At 40.6% G+C, this 21,464-nt stretch carries 23 protein-coding genes, 1 riboswitch and 1 other annotated feature; of the genes, 4 read left to right on the top strand and 19 right to left on the bottom strand.

Annotated elements, in window-relative coordinates:
- Positions 1-83 precede the first annotated feature (83 nt).
- The 9 genes from H9648_RS20965 to H9648_RS04605 form a co-directional block, all read right to left on the bottom strand.
- Entirely contained in the window at positions 84-992 is a 909-nt protein-coding gene (locus tag H9648_RS20965) for a GNAT family N-acetyltransferase (RefSeq protein WP_191752743.1), read from the bottom strand.
- Between the two features lie 93 nt (positions 993-1,085).
- The gene (locus H9648_RS04570) at positions 1,086-2,123 is read right to left on the bottom strand and encodes an HAAS signaling domain-containing protein (protein WP_191752744.1); all 1,038 of its coding nucleotides are present in this window, start codon (positions 2,121-2,123) and stop codon (positions 1,086-1,088) included.
- 13 nt (positions 2,124-2,136) lie between these two features.
- On the bottom strand, positions 2,137-2,457 hold the full coding sequence (locus H9648_RS04575; RefSeq protein ID WP_191752745.1) for a PadR family transcriptional regulator: 321 nt from the start codon (positions 2,455-2,457) through the stop codon (positions 2,137-2,139).
- Positions 2,458-2,578: 121 nt separating this feature from the next.
- Positions 2,579-4,018: a proline--tRNA ligase gene (proS, locus tag H9648_RS04580; RefSeq protein ID WP_404825644.1), complete on the bottom strand. Its 1,440-nt coding sequence runs from the start codon at positions 4,016-4,018 to the stop codon at positions 2,579-2,581.
- A 37-nt stretch (positions 4,019-4,055) separates the two neighbouring features.
- Positions 4,056-4,280, bottom strand: a binding site (T-box leader).
- 218 nt (positions 4,281-4,498) lie between these two features.
- Positions 4,499-5,467 carry a sugar phosphate isomerase/epimerase family protein gene (locus H9648_RS04585; RefSeq protein ID WP_144701413.1) on the bottom strand — a complete coding sequence of 323 codons (969 nt, stop codon included), beginning with the start codon at positions 5,465-5,467 and terminating at the stop codon, positions 4,499-4,501.
- 1 nt (position 5,468) lies between these two features.
- On the bottom strand, positions 5,469-6,524 hold the full coding sequence (locus H9648_RS04590) for a Gfo/Idh/MocA family protein (protein ID WP_191752747.1): 1,056 nt from the start codon (positions 6,522-6,524) through the stop codon (positions 5,469-5,471).
- Positions 6,521-7,558 (bottom strand): Gfo/Idh/MocA family protein, encoded by a 1,038-nt coding sequence (locus tag H9648_RS04595; protein ID WP_191753208.1) that lies wholly within the window; start codon positions 7,556-7,558, stop codon positions 6,521-6,523. The genes H9648_RS04590 and H9648_RS04595 overlap by 4 nt, the downstream gene beginning before the upstream one ends.
- A 482-nt stretch (positions 7,559-8,040) precedes the next feature.
- Positions 8,041-8,763, bottom strand: coding sequence for a ThuA domain-containing protein (locus H9648_RS04600; RefSeq protein WP_191752748.1), 723 nt, complete (start codon positions 8,761-8,763; stop codon positions 8,041-8,043).
- 88 nt (positions 8,764-8,851) lie between these two features.
- Positions 8,852-9,868, bottom strand: a complete 1,017-nt coding sequence (locus H9648_RS04605; protein WP_191752749.1) for a LacI family DNA-binding transcriptional regulator — start codon at positions 9,866-9,868, stop codon at positions 8,852-8,854.
- Between the two features lie 154 nt (positions 9,869-10,022).
- Between H9648_RS04605 and H9648_RS04610 the strand changes: the two genes are divergently transcribed.
- Both H9648_RS04610 and H9648_RS04615 read left to right on the top strand, forming a co-directional pair.
- The gene (locus tag H9648_RS04610) at positions 10,023-11,111 is read left to right on the top strand and encodes an AI-2E family transporter (RefSeq protein WP_191752750.1); all 1,089 of its coding nucleotides are present in this window, start codon (positions 10,023-10,025) and stop codon (positions 11,109-11,111) included.
- Between the two features lie 19 nt (positions 11,112-11,130).
- On the top strand, positions 11,131-11,982 hold the full coding sequence (locus H9648_RS04615) for a DUF1206 domain-containing protein (RefSeq protein ID WP_318243483.1): 852 nt from the start codon (positions 11,131-11,133) through the stop codon (positions 11,980-11,982).
- Between the two features lie 92 nt (positions 11,983-12,074).
- Here H9648_RS04615 and H9648_RS04620 read toward each other — a convergent pair whose 3' ends face one another.
- The 9 genes from H9648_RS04620 to thiD form a co-directional block, all read right to left on the bottom strand.
- Positions 12,075-13,310 carry an MFS transporter gene (locus H9648_RS04620; protein WP_191752751.1) on the bottom strand — a complete coding sequence of 412 codons (1,236 nt, stop codon included), beginning with the start codon at positions 13,308-13,310 and terminating at the stop codon, positions 12,075-12,077.
- Between the two features lie 265 nt (positions 13,311-13,575).
- Positions 13,576-14,157 (bottom strand): ATP-dependent Clp endopeptidase proteolytic subunit ClpP, encoded by a 582-nt coding sequence (gene clpP / locus H9648_RS04625; protein WP_191752752.1) that lies wholly within the window; start codon positions 14,155-14,157, stop codon positions 13,576-13,578.
- Between the two features lie 15 nt (positions 14,158-14,172).
- On the bottom strand, positions 14,173-14,382 hold the full coding sequence (locus tag H9648_RS04630; protein ID WP_191752753.1) for a hypothetical protein: 210 nt from the start codon (positions 14,380-14,382) through the stop codon (positions 14,173-14,175).
- Positions 14,379-14,981 (bottom strand): winged helix-turn-helix domain-containing protein, encoded by a 603-nt coding sequence (locus H9648_RS04635; protein ID WP_191752754.1) that lies wholly within the window; start codon positions 14,979-14,981, stop codon positions 14,379-14,381. Before H9648_RS04635 ends, H9648_RS04630 begins: the two co-directional genes overlap by 4 nt.
- Before the next feature lie 179 nt (positions 14,982-15,160).
- The gene (locus H9648_RS04640) at positions 15,161-15,400 is read right to left on the bottom strand and encodes a hypothetical protein (RefSeq protein WP_191752755.1); all 240 of its coding nucleotides are present in this window, start codon (positions 15,398-15,400) and stop codon (positions 15,161-15,163) included.
- A 67-nt stretch (positions 15,401-15,467) separates the two neighbouring features.
- Positions 15,468-15,980: an energy coupling factor transporter S component ThiW gene (gene thiW, locus H9648_RS04645; RefSeq protein ID WP_318243494.1), complete on the bottom strand. Its 513-nt coding sequence runs from the start codon at positions 15,978-15,980 to the stop codon at positions 15,468-15,470.
- 6 nt (positions 15,981-15,986) lie between these two features.
- Positions 15,987-16,661 (bottom strand): thiamine phosphate synthase, encoded by a 675-nt coding sequence (thiE, locus tag H9648_RS04650; protein WP_191752756.1) that lies wholly within the window; start codon positions 16,659-16,661, stop codon positions 15,987-15,989.
- A complete protein-coding gene (gene thiM / locus H9648_RS04655; protein ID WP_225218738.1) occupies positions 16,658-17,560 on the bottom strand; it encodes a hydroxyethylthiazole kinase in 903 nt (300 codons plus the stop codon). The genes thiE and thiM overlap by 4 nt, the downstream gene beginning before the upstream one ends.
- Positions 17,547-18,371, bottom strand: coding sequence for a bifunctional hydroxymethylpyrimidine kinase/phosphomethylpyrimidine kinase (gene thiD, locus H9648_RS04660; RefSeq protein WP_225218739.1), 825 nt, complete (start codon positions 18,369-18,371; stop codon positions 17,547-17,549). Before thiD ends, thiM begins: the two co-directional genes overlap by 14 nt.
- 87 nt (positions 18,372-18,458) lie before the next feature.
- Positions 18,459-18,564: riboswitch (TPP riboswitch) on the bottom strand.
- 367 nt (positions 18,565-18,931) lie between these two features.
- On the opposite strand from thiD, the gene H9648_RS04665 reads away from it, so the two are divergent.
- The gene (locus H9648_RS04665; RefSeq protein ID WP_137790020.1) at positions 18,932-19,162 is read left to right on the top strand and encodes an IDEAL domain-containing protein; all 231 of its coding nucleotides are present in this window, start codon (positions 18,932-18,934) and stop codon (positions 19,160-19,162) included.
- 131 nt (positions 19,163-19,293) lie between these two features.
- On the opposite strand, the gene H9648_RS04670 is transcribed toward H9648_RS04665, so the two are convergent.
- Positions 19,294-20,199: a DUF4349 domain-containing protein gene (locus H9648_RS04670; RefSeq protein ID WP_191752757.1), complete on the bottom strand. Its 906-nt coding sequence runs from the start codon at positions 20,197-20,199 to the stop codon at positions 19,294-19,296.
- Positions 20,200-20,393: 194 nt separating this feature from the next.
- Here H9648_RS04670 and H9648_RS04675 point away from each other — a divergent pair, with 194 nt between their 5' ends.
- Complete coding sequence (locus H9648_RS04675) at positions 20,394-21,422, top strand: YecA family protein (RefSeq protein WP_191752758.1); 1,029 nt, start codon at positions 20,394-20,396, stop codon at positions 21,420-21,422.
- Positions 21,423-21,464: the final 42 nt, after the last annotated feature.

The following is a 21,464-nucleotide window of genomic DNA, read 5'->3' on the forward strand; positions in this document are numbered from 1 at the left end:
TTCTCCCCTTAAATAGATTCATAATCACTCTATCTATTTTATACGGAAAAAATATTTTTCATAGAGGCCAAATCAAAATAGTACTATTTTCTAGACAATGTCTCTACAGAAAGATGCTTAGTTATATGGAATAGTTCTCTTTGAATAGCAAAACCTATTTTTTTATAAAGATGGAGTGCTAGCTTATTTTCATTGTTGACGCACAGATCAATATGCTTCAAATGCGGATTGCAGAGCATCCATGTGACAGCATACGTTAAAAGCTGCACACCGATTCCTTTTTCTCTATGCATTTCATCTACAGCGAAGAACTCAATTGAGCCTTCACCAAACTGTGGCTGGATCTCTACATAAATATAACCCATCACTTCATCCTCAATTTGATATACAAATACTTTATGAAACTCGTTCAATCGTTCAATGATCTGTTGTGAATTGTAATACGTCAAAGGAAAATGTGTATCATGCAAATTCTTGAAATCATTCTTATTTTTTTCTGTCAGTTCTTTTATGTTCTTTACTGAAATGGTGGTTGTTATTGCTTCCTTGGTGATTGATAGAATGGTGTGTTTGCTTTTTTGGTCTATCATATTGTTATGAGTTAGAAACTGTTTGAGGTCTGTATGGTCTGTAGAGATAAAGAAATGAACCGTTTCAATCGTTTGAGGTATGAGCTGGAGTAGGAAATCCCAAAGCTCTTTTGTAATCTGCTGGTGCTCACTATGCCTAATAAAAGGACCCCATATTTCGGCGTTCCGGTTTTCAAGGTCGGCATCAAATCCAACAACTCCCACTAGGAAGTCATTCTCATAGGCCAGCACAAAAGATTCTTGATAAGGAACATCTGAGAGGTCTTCTTTCAGCGAATGAAGAATCTCGTGTTCCATTTCACCGCAATAACCGCAATGCTTGGATGCCATTCTGTTTTGGACTGCGATGAACTTTGCAATTTCTTTATCTTTTGAAGAATCTGCTTTTACGAGTGTAATCACGATATTCCTCCTAAGTCATTTTCTATTTATTTAAGTTTAACATATTGTTCCATTTCAAAAATAAAAAGACTTCATGATAGAAGTCTTTTTTGCTTATCCGTTCTTCATCCATTGATCGATTAAGGTGTTGGATTTATTTGCTTTGTTGAAACCCGAAATGATATCTATGATAGAAAAAACCGCTAATAATGCTGCAATTGTAGATATAAACCAAAATGCAGGTACATCGGGGACGGTGGCATATAGTTTTTCAGTAAATGACTTATTATAGAGAGTTTCATCCGTTAGCATAAAACAAAGTAATCCTACCGAGATAAAATGATAGATCAAGTTCAATGAAGCAAGTAGATACGTCCATCTTCCAATAAAGAATTTATAGATTGCCAACCCCACTTCAATGAGAATAAGCAGCACTATAAAAGGAGCATATGAGAACAACACTTCTTCATTGAATAGTGGTGCTTTGAGCGTAAGTCCTTCTAATCCTTTTCCACTTTGTTCATACCAGCCGATCATTTCAGACGAGTTAAACAGGATTATGGCCCAAATTGCTGTCCAGAATAAACTAAAGAAAACTTCCGCCTTTGGAATCTGTCTTTTTGTCACTACTTTTTTAAGTTGATATAGATCGGATGGAGACCATGTTTTCTTTTTTCTAGTATAGATATCACCATTTGAAACTCCTGATCGTTCTAGCATGATAAAAACAATCGTTACCCAGAAGAAAACTTGAAACAAAACAGTCAAGCTGGATAAGAGCATCTTCAAACAAAGCTGACCGATAAAAGCCATTAAAGTAAAAAGAGACTTGTCACCTTCAAAAGAGATCATACCGTTTACAAAAAGAGTAAGGCTGCTGATTACGACAGAAATGATTGCTGCTACGATCAAGACATTGATATAACTTTCATAAAACATAGGACCTATGAGATAACGAGGCTTATTATTGTATTCGCCTGCGAGTTTTACAGGATCTCCTAGTTTCATTAAAACCGCTTCAACATTCTTGTCTGTGGGTTGATCTGGGAGCATATCTTCAATAGTAGACCTTAACTCCATCGCGATGTCATCCCTTATTTTTTCGGGAAGTCTTTGTGTCACTTCACTGATATACGTTTCAATCAAATTCATTTGGAATTCCTCCTTATAACATCGAATTTAATTGCATAGACGTTTTTTGCCATTCTTCTTTCAGTTGTCTGAACACTTCTTGACCAAACTCGCTCAGAAGATAATATTTTCTAGGTCGGTTCTCGGTTGTATCCCACTCACTCGTCAGCAGCTCTTGCTTTTCAAGCCTTCGAAGAAGTGGATACAATGTGCTTTGATCAATAGATACGTTGTTCTCTTCTAACCGCTGTGCGAGTGAATATCCGTATTGCGGTGTTTGTAGCTGGCTTAAGACTGCTAAAGTTAATGTTCCTCTTCGCAGTTCTGTCTTTAGAGAGAAAATTAATTCGCTCATGCAATCACCTCGATTATATTATAGTGTATGTCGTACAGTAATGTAAAGTTACTAATATAGTTAAAATTATTATATTTGTAAAAAAGAGAAGGGGTCAGACTCCGGGTCTGACCCCTTCTCTTTAATATGCTTTTGCCCAATACACAAGGTGTTTTGCTTGTTGATCACAGCAAATACATTTATCTGAGAGCTTTTCTTGTTCAAACGGTATACATCTTGATGTTGCCCCTGTTTCGTCTTTTATAAAGCTTTCACAAGCCTCATCACCACACCACATCGCTTTCATGAATCCGCCTATTTCACTTAATTTGTTTTTGAATTCATCAAATGTAGTAACCGTTGTTGTTTGATCTTCCCGATGAGTCTTCGCCTTTTTAAACAAATTATCCTGAATATGACTTAATGTATTTTGAATGTAGGATTCTAAGCCTTTGAGAGGTACGGTTTCTTTTTCCCCTGTATCTCTTCGCACTAATATCACTTGATCTTGTTCGATGTCACGCGGCCCTACCTCAAGGCGGAGAGGAATTCCCTTCATCTCATACTCATTAAATTTCCATCCTGGCTTTTTATCACTTGCATCAATTCCCGTTCGAATGGTCTGTGATAGCTTTTCTTTTAAATCGTATGCAAAATCGAGAACTCCCTCTTTATGTTGAGCAATCGGTACGATCATGAGTTGAGTTGGTGCTATCTTTGGAGGAACAACGAGCCCGCGTTCATCACCATGAACCATGATCATCGCCCCAATAATACGAGTCGTAAAGCCCCATGATGTTTGCTGAACAGTCTGTAGTTTTCCTTCTCTGTTCGTAAACTCAATACCGAAAGCTTTGGCGAATCCATTTCCTAAATGATGAGAAGTTCCAGACTGCAACGCTTTCCCATCATGCATTAGGCTTTCAATCGTATACGTATATTTCGCTCCAGCAAACTTTTCTTTTTCTGTTTTCTGACCCTTCACGACCGGTATTGCAAGGAATTCCTCACAGAGATCAGCATACACATTAAGCATTCTTACGGTTTCATCATGAGCTTCTTCATCTGTTTCATGGCAAGTATGTCCTTCCTGCCAGAGGAACTCAAGAGTACGCAGAAAAGGTCTAGTGGTCTTTTCCCATCTCACAACGTTCGACCACTGGTTATAAAGCTTTGGAAGATCGCGATGTGAATGGATGATGTTTTTAAAGTGTTCTGCAAAAAGAACTTCTGATGTCGGACGAACACAAAGGCGTTCTGTCAGCTTTTCTTCTCCTCCATGTGTGACCCATGCTACTTCAGGAGCGAATCCTTCAATATGGTCTTTCTCTTTTTGAAGCAGACTTTCTGGAATAAAAAGCGGCATATATACATTCTCATGACCTGTCGCTTTGATTTGCTTATCAAGTTCTTGTTGAATGTTTTCCCAAATTGCGTAGCCGTATGGTCTTAAGATCATAGATCCCCGAACACTTGAATAATCAATAAGTTCCGCTTTTGTTACTACATCTGTATACCATTGAGCAAAATCGTCTTGCATACTCGTTACATTCTTTACAAATTCTTTTGTCATTGGTTGCACTCCTCGCCAAATGAAAATAAAAAAAGCTACACTTTTCATTAGGGACCAATTTCTTGGCGGTACCACCCTAATTCAAAGCATAGCTTTACACTCTTTCATGATAACGGTATTTAACCGCTGATTATCTTATAACTGTAATAACTGAAATAAGATACAGAACTCAGAGGCAGGTTCAATCGTTTGTCAGTAGGAGCCTTCCAGCGCTACAGCTCCCTCTCTAAAAAGACAGATTCAATCTACTAATCCTCTTCTTCGTTTTCTTCGTCATATGTTTTTGAAATTATATGTGATATTGGGATGAACTGTCAAATCTTTTTTTATTGATGAGGTTAAATATTTAATTCAATAAAACAGAAAACCTGTATCCCATTAAAAGGGATACAGGTTTTCTCAAAACGATGAGACTAGAATGTAATGCTACGGAGTGTCCACTCCACAAATACAAATTTAGTGAATTTGTATTTGTGTGGGGTCAGACCCCTAGACCCACCACATCTCCGCTGGCTGCTCGGCGATGAGGATCGACTGGAGGTTCTTCACCGCGCGGTTGAATCCTTCATCGATCGACATAATTGGATCTTCATGCTCAATGCTTACTACATAGTCATATCCATACGTACGAAGTGCACTCATCATATCGGACCAATCTTGAACAGAGTGACCACAGCCTACTGAACGGAAGCTCCATGCGCGGTTTTGAACAGCGCCATATGGCTGCATATCCGTTAATCCGTACATGTTAATATTATCTTGGTCTAAGTATGTGTCTTTTGCATGGAAGTGGTGGATCGCTCCAGCTTTTCCAAGAATCTTGATCGCTGCCACAGGATCGATGCCTTGCCACCAAAGATGGGATGGATCAAGGTTCGCACCGATCGCGTCACATGTTTCTTCACGCAGCTTAAGTAACGTATATGGAGTATGCACTAAGAAACCACCGTGAAGCTCTAACCCAATCTTCACTCCATGTTCTTTTGCAAATTGACCCCACGTGCGCCAATATGGAATCAACTTCTCTTCCCATTGCCACTTTAACACATCACTGTACTCGTTCGGCCATGGGGAAACTGGCCAGTTAGGATATTTTGCATTCTCAGAGTCACCAGGTACACCAGAGAAACAGTTTACCACCGGTACGTTCATTAACTCAGCCAGTTCAACAGTTTTTACAAAAGTTTCATGTGACTCTTTTGCAAAAGCCTCGTCTGGAGATAACGGATTACCGTGACAACTGAAGGCTGAGATCGTCAAACCACGCTTCTCTACTTCATGAAGGTACTGTGATCGTTTCTCTTCACTCTGAAGTAGTTCATCAAGCGGACAGTGAGCGTTTCCTGGATAGTTACCCGTTCCAATTTCTACGGCTTGTACGCCTGCTTCTTTCACATAGTCAAGCATGTCTGTAAATGATTTTTGTGAAAACAGAACCGTAAACACACCTAATTTCATACTATTTCACTCCTTTTTCAAGTCCTAGTTGAACGCCTTTTCCCATAAGACTGCTGGCATAGATCGCTTCGATAACGCGTGAAGTATTCATCGCTTCCTCAGCTTTCACAAGAGGTTCTGCATTACCTAAACAGCTGTCCACAAAATTCTCAGCTTGAGGAATACCGGGATTGTCTTCTCCAAGGATCCAATCTGCTTTAGTTGTAGTCATCATACCGTTTACTGCTTTGTTTACCGCAAACGGGAATACATCCAGTCCGCCTTTATCACCAGAAATGCGAAGCAGTTCTGCATCGTCCGGAATATTTGCCGCCCACGATGTTTCAAACAGAATCGTACCACCGTTTGCAAGACGAATATACGCGGTGACATGATCATCGACTTCAAATGTTTCTGCATCAAACGAACCCCATTGGTTTACTTGTTCCGCTTCACGGCTGACGGTGTTATACGTTTGACCAGATACTTCACTCACAACCGGGTTATCTAAAAGCCAAAGTGTCAGATCCAGCAGATGGCAGCCATAGTCGATCAAGCTGCCGCCACCTTGAAGTTCTTTATTTGTAAATACGCCCCAACCCGGAACTTTTCTTCTTCTAAGCGCTTGTACACGAACGACAAGAGGATTACCAACTTCTCCAGACTCCATGATTCGTTTTGCAGCTTGAGACTCTTTCATGTATCGATAGTGATAAGCGATCGATAATACTTTTCCTGATCGCTTTTCTGCTTCTGCCATTTCAGCACATTCTTCAACGGTCATTGCCATCGGTTTCTCACACAGAACATGTTTACCTGCATCCAATGCCGCAACAGTGATCTCTCTATGAAACTTGTTAGGCGTACAGATCACTACCGCATCCACATGCGGCCACATCTCTACATAACTCGTAAAATAGTTCGGTACGTGAAATTTTTCAGCAACACTTTTCGCAACATCCACGTTTACATCACTAATGGCCGTCACTTCTGCTTTTTCAACTAAACTTTGAAAAGCGGGGATATGACGGCCTTGTGCGATGCCGCCTGCCCCTATGATCCCAACTCTTAGTTTCATGCGTGAACTCCTGTTTTTACTTTTTCAATCGTCTTCTTCTCGTTTGATTCTAGCGCAGCTAAAATGACGGCCAATGAGCGTTTTCCTTCTTCGCCCGTGATCAGTGGTGCTTGCCCCGCTTCAACCGCCTCGATAAAATGATCTACCACGTGAGAGTTAGACTGGTTATCATTCGTTTGGATCGCACCCATCTCATAACGTACAACATTTCCATTCGTGTACTGTGCGACTAAAGAATACTTCGGATCATCTTCTAATCGAAGGATGCCTTTTTCTCCATAGATGATCGTAGAGTTATCTTCTTTTGCCGTATAAGACCAGCTAGCAGCTAATGTTCCGATAATTCCACTCTCTGTTTTCAACACGCAAACAGCTGTATCATCCACTGAAGCAAACTCTTTTGCGCTCGTCTCAACAAAAGCACCCACTTCGGCGATCTCTTCTCCAAGAACGTATCGAATCAAGTCTGTTTTATGAACACCTAGGTCTCCCATTGCGCCGATAAACGCTTCATCCTTTTTAAAGAACCAGCTGTTCACACCATCTACGCTCCAGCCTTCAGGTCCTGGGTGACCAAAAGCCGTTCGGAAGCTGTAAATTTTCCCAATATCACCAGAGGCAATTAGCTCACGCGCTTTTTGGTGTGCCGGAACAAAGCGCTGATTATGACCGATCATTAGCGTTTTTCCGCTCTTTTCTGCTGCAGCGATCATCTCCTCTGCTTCTTGAAGCGACGTTGCCATCGGTTTTTCACATAAAACGTGCTTTCCAGCATTTAAAGCTGCAATTGAGATCGGCGCGTGAAGAAAGTTAGGTGTACAAACACTTACTGCATCTACATCTTTAAGCGCAAGAAGTTCGTTATAATCCGTAAAGATCTTTCCTCCATAAACCGCTTGTGTTGACTCAGCACGTTCTTTTACAATGTCACAAACCGCAACGATCTCTACGTCCTGATTCGCTGCATATTCTGGCAGATGGCGATGCTGTGCGATACTACCGCAACCGATAATTCCAACTTTAATTGTCATGATATTTCCTCCTCGGAATGAATCGTTTTTAATCCATTTTTTAAAATTTGTTGTTATTGTTGCTGCTGAAGAATTTCTAAAACTGCTCCATTGCTTGTTGATCGAAGTGCAAGGTGCTTGCCTACCACTTGAGAAATTCCTCGCAAGGCATGCGACGTGGAAGCCCACTTGGCTTGCTTTGCTTGTAGACGTAGGAGCAAGAATGCTTACTTTGAATATCAATCTTCTCTCAAAAAAAGAATAACTACTTACAAAAACAAAATTGGACTTTTCTGAAGTGATTCTTGCTACTAAAGAATTTCTAAGACTGCTTCATTGTTTATTGATTGGAGTGTAAGGTGCAAGACTCCTGCAGGACAGGCGGGCTAGTGAGACACTTAAAAGTGAAACGTTACGAATGTGGCTCACCGCCTGCCCCGCGGAAAGCGAAGCACCTGAAACGGAGATCAACCACTCTCAAGTGCATCATAGTTGCTACTTTGTTTTTATTTTGCTCCAATCGCTTCAAGCGGCTTAGCATTTCCGTACTTTGGCGTTTCACTGCCTGAAGGAGCTAAGAAAGATACAGCATTCGTGATTACTTTTTGTACATCTTCGTTATAATACGTCGGATACGTCTCATGTCCCGGACGGAAATAGAACACTTTTCCTTTACCACGGTTGTAAGCCGCTCCTGATCGGAACACTTCTCCTCCTTCAAACCAGCTAACAAATACTAGGTCATCTGGTGCAGGGATATCAAAATGCTCTCCATACATCTCCTCTTTTTCAAGCTCGATGTATTCCCCAAGTCCGTTTGCAATCGGATGACTTGGATTAACGATCCAGATGCGTTCTTTTTCATCTGCTTCGCGCCACTTTAGATCACATGAAGTTCCCATCAATTTTTTAAAGATTTTAGAGAAATGACCAGAGTGAAGGACGAGTAGACCCATACCATCTAGAACGCGTTGATAAACTTTATTTACGATCTCATCTTCTACCTCATCATGAGCTAAGTGTCCCCACCATACTAAAACATCTGTATTGTTTAACACATCTTCTGTTAGACCATGTTGAGCTTCATCAAGTGTTGCTGTATTCACATCATGTCCTGCTTTTTCAAGGAATTCTTGAATAGCACCATGAATTCCTTTTGGGTAAATATCTTTAACTACCGGATTTTTCTGTTCATGACGATTTTCATTCCAAACTGTAACTTTTATCATGTATAACATCCTCCTATATGTGTAAGCGTTTTACGTAAACGTTTACGTAATTCCCAAATAAAAATGAAGCTTTGAGTAAACCCGTTTTTTACTTGTCACGAAAATTACTGACTGATTGCCTTTCCACTATGGTAAAAGGCATATAACGGCTTTTTGCTTCTTGTTGTTCACCTATAATCAAACTGACTAGCATTTCACCTGAGGTTTGTCCCATATCCTTTAACGGCTGAGATACAGTTGTTAGTGCAGGATAACACATCTCAGCAATCTTCAAGTTATCATAACCGATGATTGATAGTTCCTCTGGCACCCTTATTCCTAACTCATGTGCGGCAGACATTGCACCAATGGCCATCTCATCACTTGCTGCGAATAGTGCAGTCATGTCAGGAAGTTTTTTTAGCAGAAGTGGCAGTGATTCTTTTCCGTTTTGAAAACGATAGCCCTCATTTTTTTTAATATGACTATTAGTAAATGAAAGACCATTATTCTCAAGAGCTTTTTGAAAACCTTGCATCCTAGGTACTCCCGCTATCGGATCCTCATCGCTTCCGCCGATCATGCCGATCACTTTATGCCCTTTTTGAATCAAATATTCTGTAGCCTGAAAAGCTCCATCAAAATCATTTACTCGAACAAATGGCAGATCGTATTTGGATGACGCCGTAGAAACAAGGACAACAGGTACTTTCATCTCTTGAAAGATTTTATAGTACTCTTCTTTAACATCTTCTGAAGCAAAGATGATTCCATCTACTCGTTTTTCTTGCAGCAACCTCAAATACTTCACAGTTCTCTTCCCACTCGAAGTGGTATTGCAGACGATTACGCTGAATCCTCCGTCATGCGCTGCATTCTCTACACCTTCTAATACTTCTGATGAAAGCATTCCGGATACATCTGGAAAAAGAACCCCGATCGTCTGTGTCCGCTTGTTGATGAGCCCGCGCGCGATCGCGTTAGGCTGATAGCCGAGTGCTTCAATTGATTGCTGCACTTTTTTCTTTGTTTCCTCCGAATAGCCAGGCAATCCGTTCACAATTCGAGATACTGTAGCGATTGAAACGTTTGCATGCTTGGCAACATCTTTTATTGTCGGATTCAAAACATCTCCCTGCTTTCTTGTTACGTAAACGTTTACATTTACTCTTACAATCTATCAGCGCTCTCAGAAAAAGTCAATTAATTTATTATCAAAAAAAGATTACGAATTACTAAAAAGGGAAAAGACTACTAATATGAAATGGAGGTCAGATTTAATGTGGTATCAGCACTCATTCTTTAAGTACGCCGCAGGTTCAGTCTTACTGTTAACCATCCTTTATTTACTAGGAAAAATTGATTACCTGCTTGACTTCCTCTATCTCGTAATATCTAGCGTTTTCTTCCCTCTATTTATTGCAGGGTTGCTTTATTATTTGCTTAGACCAGTCATACGTTTCTTCATTCAGAAAAAAGTTCCTAAGTTTGTAGCGATACTTGTAGTGATGGTCGGATTGATCTTAGCCGTAACAGGTATTGCCACGCTAGCCGTCCCCGTTGTAGCCGATCAGCTTTCTAATATCACAGACGATTTCCCCAAAAAGATTGGTGAAGCTACTGAAAAAACAGGTACGATGATTACCGGCAGCAAAAAATCATTCGTCGATAGCACACAGATATCAAAACTAGCCACAAAACGATTAGAAAAGTTTACCGATACCGTATCAAAAGATGTGATTGCCCTTGTAGCCACATTGACGAACATCGCTTTAGTATTATTAGTGGTGCCTTTTATCCTCTTTTATTTGTTGCTTGACGACAAGAAGTTTTTTAATTATTTCTTAAAGTTTGCTCCTCATCACATGGAGTATGACGTTGCCGCTATTTTGCGAGATATTGATTCGACCTTATCTTCGTATATTAAGGGACAAGTTCTTGTGGCATGGTTTGTCGGCATCTTTATGTATGCCGGGTATTTATTGATCGGGTTAAAGTTCGCTTTAGTTCTTGCACTTTTTGCTGTTCTAACGAATGTGATCCCCTTTTTAGGACCATTTATCGGAGTATTTCCAGCTCTTTTAGTAGGTTTGATCCAAGATCCTTTTATGGCAGTTAAAGTCGCTATCGTAACGCTCGTTGTTCAACAAGTAGAAGGAAATATTTTGTCTCCTCAAATCATGGGAAAACAGCTTCGGATCCATCCGCTCACCATCATCCTAGTCGTACTCATGGCAGGTGCAGCATTTGGATTTATCGGTCTGCTTTTAGCCATCCCTACTTATGCGGTTTTGAAGACGATTATCAGTAACGTGTACCGCATTTACTTGTTATACAACCCACCAGAGACTAGAAGTAATCTACTCTGAAAGGAGAAACGTGCTTATCGTGAAACAGCCTTTTGTAAAAGAACCAACATTCATAGATAAAATGAAAACTCATTATGAATCGTATCGCCCTTGGGTCCACCGTTCTGCTCGTATCGGGTATCTTTCAAAAGGTATCGTTTACATCATCATCGGCATTCTAGCGTTAATCATGTCTATAGGAAAACACCCGAATGAAGCGAGTTCAAACGGAGCACTTTACACAATCGCTCAACAGCCATTCGGCCCCGCATTATTAATCGTGCTTTCCTTAGGTTTGAGTGCATTCGCTTTTTGGCAGATTGTTAAAGCTCTTTTTGATCCTGAGTGTGCAAAACACGATTGGAAAAGATGGTTCAACCGATTAGGTTTTTTAATCATTGCAGGGATTTATATTGCAATGTGTATCAGTTCATTACGCATCTTGTTTCGTGCAAGAGCAAAATCTTCTGATGAAACATACCAAACTCTTTCAGCACAAATGCTTTCACAGCCGTTTGGTCAGCTTTTGGTCGCTATAGGTGGGATTGTTTTTGCTATTACAGGTATAGTCTTCATGTTTAAAGGTTTCACACACCGATTCAAACGTGATTTAAAAAAGAATGAAATGAACAAGAAAGAGTGGAAGTGGAGCGGTTACATTGGAACACTCGGAATGGCTGCACGCGGAATCGTTTTTATAATCATTGCGTTCTTTCTCATACGAACAGCCGTTTTGGCTGATCCTGATGAAACGCGCGGTTTGGATGGTGCACTCCTAGAACTTGCCTCACAGCCGTTCGGCCCCGTTCTTCTCGCCATCGTAGCAATCGGCTTTATATCGTATGGTATTTTCATGTTCGCAAGTGCCCGATATAGACGATTGAATAACTAGACAAAGGCCCCGGTCTCATAAGAGACCGGGGCCTTTGTCTTTGTGGGAAAGACATAATCGAGAAAATGTCTTTCTTGGGGGTCTGACCCGGGTCAGACCCCTGAAGACCATTTCTTAAGCGTTTTATCTGTTGGCAGCATAACAGTTAACAATCCGACTAACGGCAAGAAGCTGATCAAGAACATCGTGTTTGAGATGCTTGTAACGTCAGCGATCTTACCAAGCACTACCGATCCGAGCGCTCCCATACCAAACGCCAGACCTACGATTAACCCTGATACCATACCTATTCTGCCTGGCACTAGTTCTTGAGCATATACGACCGTCACTGAAAAACTCGTGTTCAAGATAAAGCCGATCAAGAAGAACAAAGGAATAACTGCCCATAATCCTACATGTGGAAGAAGTAAAGCAAGTGGAGCAGTTCCGACCATCGACCAAAAGATCATGTTTCTCTTTCCGAGCCGGTCTGCGATCGGTCCTCCAAAGAATGTTCCGAGTACACCAGAGGCCATGAAAACAAATAAATAAACTTGAGCTTGTCTAATCGTTAACCCATAATCATCGATCAAATAAAATTGATAATAGTTTCCGATGCCAGAGAAATACCATGAACGAGCAAATACTAAAAACACGAGTAATGCCATCGCTCCTATTACTTGTTTTTTTCGCTTTCTATCAATCTTTTTCTTCTCGCCAGTTTGCTTTTGAACACGAGGAAAATGCACTAGCTGTCTAGCATACCAGCCTGAAACATAAAACAATACAAAAATAGCGATAGCCGCCAGTGAAGTAAACCATACAGCTCCAAACTGTCCGAGCGGCACGAATACGAGTGCCGTCATCACAGGAGCAAGAGAACTTCCCGTATTCCCTCCGACTTGATAGATGGATTGAGCTAACCCTCTACGGTTTCCAGCTGCCATATAAGCGACTCTAGACCCCTCAGGATGAAACACGGCAGACCCTAAACCGATTCCAATAACAGAAATGATGATCATGTAAAAAGAATCTGCAAACGCGATGCCTAACATACCTATCAAACTCGCCATCATACCAACAGGCAGTATATAAGGTGAAGTCGTTCTATCCGTATACCAACCGATCACTGGCTGCATGATAGAAGACGTGATGTTTAAAGTAAAAGCAATCCAACCAAGCTGAGTAAATGAAAGATTCATTGATTTCTCTAAAATGGGAAAGATGGCTGGAATAACCGCCTGCATAGAATCATTTAATAAATGTACAAAACTTATCGCAAAAAGAATAGAATAGATCGTTTTTTGTTGGTTAGAAGTATCTGTTGACTTGCCTGTGGCAGCTGACATGCTTCATTCCTTCTTTCGTTTATCTTTACAAACTCATACACTGTTAAACAATGTAACTTACATTAGATTACCATATTCAGCTTGATCAAAACGAAATGGCATACATCTGAAGTTCAAAATGAAGCAAACACTCGTAGAGAAAATCGTAAAACAACAAGGGAAATAAATTTTTTGGGGACTGACCCCATAAGAAGCCCATAAAAAAGCCAGCCGATTTTTTCACAGCTGGCTTCTTTCTTTATTATTCTGTTCTCTCGTTCATTTCTTAGATCTTCTCGATCACTTTATCAATGATCCCGTATTTCAATGCTTCTTCTGCAGACATGAAATAATCACGGTCAGTGTCTTTTTCTACTTTCTCGATCGGTTGACCCGAACGTTCAGAGATGATCTTATTCAACAACTCACGAGTCTGCAGGATGCGTTTCGCGTGAATTGCCATATCTGATGCCTGCCCTTGTGTTCCGCCTAATGGCTGATGGATCATCACTTCTGCGTTCGGAAGCGCGTAGCGTTTTCCTTTTGCACCAGCTACCATGAGTACAGCTCCCATTGACGCCGCCATCCCGATACAGATCGTTGAAACATCTGGTTTGATGAATTGCATCGTGTCGTAGATCGCGAGACCTGCTGTAACAGATCCTCCTGGTGAGTTGATGTAGATGGAGATATCTTTATCTGGATCTTCAGCAGCTAAGAAGAGCAATTGAGCAACGATAGAATTTGCCACGTTATCATCGATCGCACTTCCGAGCATAATAATTCTGTCTTTTAATAAACGCGAATAAATATCATAAGACCGCTCTCCACGGTTTGTCGACTCTACTACCATAGGGATTAGATTCATCTGTTTTCCTCCTAGTTAGGCTGCAATTGCCATTGGGTTTGTATTTGTTTTTGGTGAAACATGTATTTTACCAAATCCTGACGTGATAAAAATGATCTTAGCCGGCTCCTGCACGGTTTCTGTTTCTTTCACCTGTACTTCCGTTTTCATAGGAAGAATGTTCGCATCCTCATTTGCCGCTTCAGAATTGATCGGGAAAACAGTACCTTTGCTCTTCTTATTCACGTTGTGCCGCCTCCTTCAGGTTTTGGGTACATCGCCATTGAAACGTGATACACTTTTGCGTTCTCTTCGTTTGGTCTGTGGTGTTTTTGTATGAGAGTGGTGAGCATATCTGCATATTCCTGTAAAAAAGCATTGCGGTGATCCATGGTAGAAAGTGCTAGTTCCATTTCCATTACTGCGCTTGGTATCTCTTCATCCTCCGACTGCTCCATCAAAGAAATGGCATCCCGCTTCATCTTCTCTGTAAGTGATAACACATGAGCAAGAGCGGTTTGATCTTGGAGTTTTTTTATCGTGTCAGAAGAGAGACCTAATGAATCTGACAATAAAAAAGAACGGCCGGCACTTACATATAGAACTTCTACAAGGTTCCTAACATTCCTTGTGCCTGCGCGTACCACAAGACCCACTTTTTCCAGTGCTTTAAGATGATAATTAATTTTTTGAGCGGAATCGTTCATTCTTTTTGATAGCTCTGTCGCAGAACGCGGCTCTTTCAACAAACTTATGAGCTCAGATCTTACAGGATGCAATAGTGAAGCTGCTTGTTCCGGTTCTGTGACAATAAACGTCTCTGGCATGCTTTGATTCCTTTTCACTCTCATCACCTCACTTCACTATAATATATGTTCATTACGTAAAAATATTTCTTTACGTAAAATTATTTTATTACGTTCAGTATCATTTTGTCAAAGATTTGAAAAAAATATACGTTTGCCTATAAATAAAGAAAACAGACTGATTTCCATTTCAGCCTGCTTTCTATACATTATCCTTTTTATACAAACGGTACGATTCCAAGAATAAAAAAGACCATGGCCATTCCTGTGTTTAACCAAAACTCAGTTTTTTGATTAAAAATTTTACGCTCAATCGCACGAAAGATGAAGATCACCATCAAGATTGAAAATAATACAGTGGGGTTTTCCCAAGTCTTACCGTTATAAATAGCGAAAAGCAGTCCGAAAAACATAAGAATCATCTCTGTATACACCCAGGGTTTTGGACGTTTTTTCATCCTATCCCCCCCTATTCAGGTTGATAGTACACATTGTACGGTATGTGAGCCTATCCGGTGCATAACTTCATAGAGCTTTTTCTTCGTTCGAACCTAGCCAGTTCTTTGCCGCTGCATTTTTAAGAAGAAGACGGAGAACTACCAACCCGATCACTCCACCAACAATGCTGCTAACCAAAAAGGGAGTGACAAAAAAGAATGCACCCGTTTTTGATCCTAAGAAAACGGTAGCAACCGGCACTGCAATAACAGCTCCAATAATTCCAGTCCCAACCCATTCCCCTATTACTGCGAACGTGTATTTTCTTCCTTTTTTATAAAGGTAACCGGCCAAAAATGCACCGATCATTCCTCCTGGAAAAGCAAGCAGAGAGCCGATTCCAAATAAGTTACGAAGCAAACCGATACTAAATGCGACGATTACCGCCGGAATGGGTCCGAGCATCACACCAGCCATGACGTTGATCGAATGCTGAACGGGAAACGCTTTTGCTACTCCAGCAGGTATATAAAACAGATGTGAACAGATCGTCCCGATCGCGACTAACATAGCCATTACAGTAAGTTTTTGAACAGATATCTTCACTTACACATCTCTTTTCGCTGTTTGAATAACAAAAAGAAGGTTGCTTGAAACGGAAGAAGGATCTACTGCACCACTTATTTCTGAAATAACGGCTACACCATCTACACCTGCTTTAATGACTTCACTCGCGTTTTGCAGCGTAATCCCGCCGATTCCAACAAGCGGAATGTTCACTTGATTGCTGCGAATTTCTGCGATTAGATCAACGCCTACAGGTTTCTTCGCATCAGGTTTTGTACTCGTCTGATAGATCGGGCCAGCACCAATATAATCGGCCCCATGTACAATGGCATCCTTTGCCTCAGCAAGCGTGTGAGCAGACACACCTAGAAGTTTACCTTCTGTTTGTCTACGAATATACGCCAGATTACCATCTGTTTGACCAACATGAAGGCCATCCGCATCAACAGCTTTCATCAAATCTAGATCGTCATTCACGATAAATAGCACATCATGTTTGTGGCATACTTCCTTTGCACGCTTTGCCATTTCTAACTGTTTCTGACCACTTAAACAGTTAACACCTTTTTCACGAAACTGAAACGTGGTAATCCCACCTTGAATTGCTTGCACAAGAATACGATAAAAATCTTTTGGTGAACAGCAGTTCATCGTTCCTGCTACATAATAGAGTGATAAATCTTGTTTTAAACGTGTCTTTGCTTGAGTTTTCATCGATTCGCTCCCTCCTTCAACACGTGATCTTGCCAGTGGATGGATCCATGAAATATCTCATGAGTAGATTCTAAACTATAGAGCTGATCGAGAAGGTTTTGCTGAAAGCTTCCAGGGCCTTTGGCCGTTTTCACAGCCTCTTCCGCCGCTTTAGTGAGCATCAATAGTGCTAGTGCTGTTCTTTCTAGTATCGGCAGGTCTACTTTATCTCTTGTAACTTCTTTTTTCTGAGTTCCCTGATAGAGAGCTACCATTGATGTAGCAAAGCATCCTGTCCCAGTAACATAGGAAAGCATGGGATCTCCATGAGAAAGAACGATTGCCCTTTCGCCATCTGAAATAACATCTTTAGTTCCAGTCATGGCGATAAGACAGCCTGTTTGCTTCGCAGCAGCTTCAGCAAGCTTGATCAGATCCTTTTCCGAGTTAGCTAGATCACCATCTACTCCTCTGCCGTTCCATGCTCCTTCAGCCAAAAACTGCATCTCCGCAGCATTACCGCAAATTGTCAGAATCGTGTGGGGTCTGACCCCCTTAAATTCTGAATATTCAAACAACAACTTTCTTACAAGCTCTTGCCTGAACGATGATAATCCTACCCCCACTGGATCAAGGACTACAGGTACTTCTGCATGCATTGCTCTTCGTAGAGCGAGTATCATAGATTTCGCTGATGCTTCATCTAAAGTACCGATGTTTAGTACTAAAGCATCGGCCACACCTACTGCTTCTTCGACTTCACATGCGTCATGCACCATCATTGGACTTCCTCCTGCTGAGAGGACACCATTAGCTAGAAAGTTCATGGTTACATTATTCGTTATATGATGAACGAGCGGCTTTTCTTCTCTGATCTGTGATACGAACGTTTTCCACTCTTGTATTCTAGTATTGTTCATGTATAACCCTCCTATAAGCGAAATGATTGACCGGTCCATGACCTGAGCCAACATCGATTCCATGTTCAATAGCGGTTTGTATATATTTTTTTGCGTTCACTATCGCATTCTCTGCTTTCTTACCAGAAGCAAGCTCTGCAGCTAGAGCCGCTGAAAACGTACACCCTGTTCCGTGTGTATTTTTTGTTTGAATCCGCTTCTCTACAAGTTCGATCATTTCAATACCATTAAAGACGAGATCTGATACAAATTCACCATCTCCAAAGTGTCCACCTTTAACAACAACATGATCAGCACCAGCGTCAAATAAAACTCTTGCCGCCTCAATTCTAGCTTCACTGCAGTCTATCTTTATCCCTGTTAATGCTTCTGCTTCTGGAATGTTAGGTGTAATGATTTTTGCGAGTGGAAGCATGCGTGTTTTCATCGCATGAAGTGCTTCTTCACCTAACAGCGTTGCGCCTCCTTTTGCTATCATGACTGGATCGACCACTACGTTTTCCCATTGAAATTTCCTTATCATATATGCTGTTCTCTCGATATATTCACCCGAAAAAAGCATTCCTGTCTTAATGGCATCCGGTGTCAGATCAGTCCCTATTGACTTCAACTGAGCTTCTAATCCCTCTATTGCGACTGGAAATATCCCTTGGACACCTGTCGTGTTCTGTGCAGTAACTGCAGTAAGAACCGACATACCGTACACACCTAGTTCTTGAAACGTTTTTAAATCGGCCTGAATGCCTGCTCCACCACCACTGTCTGATCCTGCGATCGTGAGGGCTTTACTTACTGTTATCAATTGTCCCATACCCTTCTACCTCCTAGTTCTCTATGCAAAAAAGCCACCCGCTTATTTAGCGGGTGGCTTTAAATTTCAAATCATAAAGGAAACGATAGTTTATCCACGCCGCTTCCCTACGCCAGTATGAACTGGATCAGGTTCAAAGGGTCGAAAGTCATTACCTTCTCTCAGCTTAAAATAAGCACCCCTAGCGAAATATCAATATTGAGTTAACACAATCCTACTCATACATAAACAGCAATGTCAATATTTTTTAGGTTATCGGTTTCAAAAAGTTTAACCCTCTTGAAATACGGGGAAATAATAACTAACACAGAATTACAACATAAAAAACATAGAAATAAAACATTCGTAACAAAAAGTTATACCAGAAATAACAATGACAATTCATTAACATTTTTCCCAAAAGGGGGTGAAAGTAAGGTACTTTAGAAGCAATAAAGAAATTTTTTCTGAATTTTCAAACAAAATGGTTGTCATTAAGCATCTTGCTCAGTATACTAGTAGAAACCTAGAAACATAAAAGGTTAAATTGGATAGGGAGATAATTTAAGGAGGGAAACAGGATGAAAGACAAAAATGCTTCTTTTAACAAGAACCAAAATGAAATGGTGCAGTACAAACAACAAAAAAGAGACCCATTTGCCTTCAGCCTTATTGCCCAAATGGTACTGGATGAGGCCCTTCACAATTATTACAGAGAGTATTATGAAAGAGAAATTGACAATGCCTTGGATACAAAAGATAAAGAACGATTTATGAAATTGAGCGCAGAGTACAAAGCGTTTCTCAGTTAGTGCTTTTGGGCGGCACACTCTTTAAAAAGGTGCCGTAAAAGCCAAAACACCCTTTCAGCAAACGGTGGAATCATCCGTGCTGCAGAGGGTGTTTCTGACGTCCCCGTTACTGACAAGTTAAAACCTATTTTCTAAGTCAAAGTTGTCGGTGATTCCGGCTTTTTCTTTTGCTCTTTTTTCCGTTTTAACCACCACACATAAATCACAATGGCTACTATCCCCCAGATCGGCGCAAGGCCCAATAAACTTACTACAACAAACGAAATAGCAGACATTAAAAAGTTAACTGTATCCATAAAAAGGACCTTCGTTTTTGCCCACGTATTTAAACCTTCAGTTTGAAGTGCTTTCGCTTTTAAATTTTTCACTTCAAATTGTATCGTAACTGTTGAATAATCACTTTGGTTTTGTAAAAAATTCAAGCGCCCCTCTACCTGTTCGATTTCTTCTTGAACAGCAGCCAGGTCACCCGATATCTTCAACAAATCTTCTGTTTTCTGAGCATTCTTCATAAATGCTTCGAGCCGTTCTCTTACTTGTTGTTTGGCTTTTAACCGTGAAGATAGATCTACGTATTCTTCTGTAACATCTTCTCCACGAATATTTTCGTTTGGAGTACCCTTACTCAAACTTCGAACCTCGTCTAAGAAACGGCGAAAACTTTTCATCGGAACACGAACAACCATCACACCAGATTCATAATCTTTCTCTCCTGTACTCGTGTTCGACTCAACCATATATCCGTCCATTGATTCTAACTTTTTCCGAACGGCTTCCATCGATGTTTGTAATCTATCTACTGTAATCTCTATATCAGCGTGATAGATCACTTTTCTTTGGTTCTTTATTTGTTGCTCTTCTTTTCCTTTTTCTGATTCAGAACTCTGACTTTCTTCTGTAGAGTTATCCATGTTTGCTTCAGACTTGCTGCCACTATCTCGGTCTATAGCCTTATCACTTTTTGAACTGCTGTCGCTGCTGCATGCACTTAACAATAACACTGCTATGAATGCCCACAATTTCCATCTCTTCCACATATCGTATTTCCCCCTTTTTCGCTTAGACGCTTTTTACAAGAAAAAGGTTTCAGTTCCCAGAAAAACCAACCTATTGAATGATTTTTTTTGAGACATATTTATGATAAAATAGTGTCTGATGATTTGTAGTTTGAAAAAAAACCGATTTATGCTAGTATGTACAGGATAAGTAAGTGGTTTACTGGAGGAATAGCATGTCAATGATAGGAAGAAATGATCCGTGCTATTGTGGCAGCGGAAAAAAATATAAAAAATGTTGCTTACATAAAGAAGAGCAAACACGTGAAGTATCCTTTCATCAAGAAGGACTCATCAAATATGCTCTAGAGAACTATCAGCAGGATTTAGCTGCGCGTACTTCTAAGTATGTGAAAAAATATCCAGTTGCTAAAGATCAAGAACAAACATACGCAAACATTGCCGTTTGTTGGGAGATCTTCTGCTCAGAGATTAAGGAAAACAAGACGCCTGTTCAATTTTATGTAGAAAAAGTGAAAAGTTCTGTTAAACCAGAAGTAGCTGAAATTCTAGCTAGCTGGACTACTGCTACACCATCTCTATATAAAGTTTTAGAGCAAAAGACAGGATTCATCTTTACCGTTCAGGATATTTGGACAGAAGCTGTGTATGATGTAACGATCAATGCCGCTGAAAAGCCAAAAACAGAAAGTGCACTGCTTGGAACACTCGTTTCAAACGGAATCAACCATGAGTTTTACGTTGGATATGTAGAGATGCCGATGACTGAACTTCCGCCTTTAAAAGCAGCGATAGAAAAGATTCAGCCTCAACAAGATCCAAAAGATACATTCAAGAACGAATTCCCTGCTGTTCTGCAGCTCGCATTGATTGATATCAGTGCTGGTGTACCTCAATCTCAACTTGAGAAGAAGGAGACTGACGCTACTTCTACCAAAGTAGAAAAAGCAGAAGAAGCAGCGGATTTGAAAGATGAAAAATACAATGCTGTAACCGAGCTCGTTAAAGCGAATGCCGAAACAGAAGTTGTAGAAGAAGCAGAAAAGCTTTGGAGTGAGTACGTTACAGAAAGCAAACCTGCTATTCGTAAAGAAGAAATTTACGCAGCTGCCCTTGATTATCTTGTTTCAAAAGATATTCGAGGAATCGCTTCTACTCAAGCAGAAACAGCTAAAAAATATGGTGTATCACCTGCTAGTCTATCCTCACGATATCGTGAGATGAAAGAACTTTTAAGCGTATAAACGTTTTTTCCACTACCCCGCCTGATCCTTCAGGTGGGTTTT

The organism is Fictibacillus norfolkensis, from assembly GCF_014836645.1.
GTDB lineage: Bacteria > Bacillota > Bacilli > Bacillales > Fictibacillaceae > Fictibacillus > Fictibacillus norfolkensis.

Bases quoted from the DNA above. Each gene is read 5' to 3' on its own strand.
- H9648_RS04665 (WP_137790020.1), top strand. From the start codon at position 18,932: ATGAAAGACAAAAATGCTTCTTTTAACAAGAACCAAAATGAAATGGTG.
- H9648_RS04570 (WP_191752744.1), bottom strand. From the start codon at position 2,123: ATGAATTTGATTGAAACGTATATCAGTGAAGTGACACAAAGACTTCCC.
- H9648_RS04670 (WP_191752757.1), bottom strand. From the start codon at position 20,199: ATGTGGAAGAGATGGAAATTGTGGGCATTCATAGCAGTGTTATTGTTA.
- thiD (WP_225218739.1), bottom strand. From the start codon at position 18,371: ATGGGACAATTGATAACAGTAAGTAAAGCCCTCACGATCGCAGGATCA.
- H9648_RS04575 (WP_191752745.1), bottom strand. From the start codon at position 2,457: ATGAGCGAATTAATTTTCTCTCTAAAGACAGAACTGCGAAGAGGAACA.
- H9648_RS04600 (WP_191752748.1), bottom strand. From the start codon at position 8,763: ATGATAAAAGTTACAGTTTGGAATGAAAATCGTCATGAACAGAAAAAT.
- H9648_RS04610 (WP_191752750.1), top strand. From the start codon at position 10,023: ATGTGGTATCAGCACTCATTCTTTAAGTACGCCGCAGGTTCAGTCTTA.
- H9648_RS04620 (WP_191752751.1), bottom strand. From the start codon at position 13,310: ATGTCAGCTGCCACAGGCAAGTCAACAGATACTTCTAACCAACAAAAA.
- H9648_RS04675 (WP_191752758.1), top strand. From the start codon at position 20,394: ATGTCAATGATAGGAAGAAATGATCCGTGCTATTGTGGCAGCGGAAAA.
- clpP (WP_191752752.1), bottom strand. From the start codon at position 14,157: ATGAATCTAATCCCTATGGTAGTAGAGTCGACAAACCGTGGAGAGCGG.
- thiE (WP_191752756.1), bottom strand. From the start codon at position 16,661: ATGAAAACTCAAGCAAAGACACGTTTAAAACAAGATTTATCACTCTAT.
- thiM (WP_225218738.1), bottom strand. From the start codon at position 17,560: ATGAACAATACTAGAATACAAGAGTGGAAAACGTTCGTATCACAGATC.
- H9648_RS04640 (WP_191752755.1), bottom strand. From the start codon at position 15,400: ATGAAAAAACGTCCAAAACCCTGGGTGTATACAGAGATGATTCTTATG.
- H9648_RS04585 (WP_144701413.1), bottom strand. From the start codon at position 5,467: ATGAAATTAGGTGTGTTTACGGTTCTGTTTTCACAAAAATCATTTACA.
- H9648_RS04590 (WP_191752747.1), bottom strand. From the start codon at position 6,524: ATGAAACTAAGAGTTGGGATCATAGGGGCAGGCGGCATCGCACAAGGC.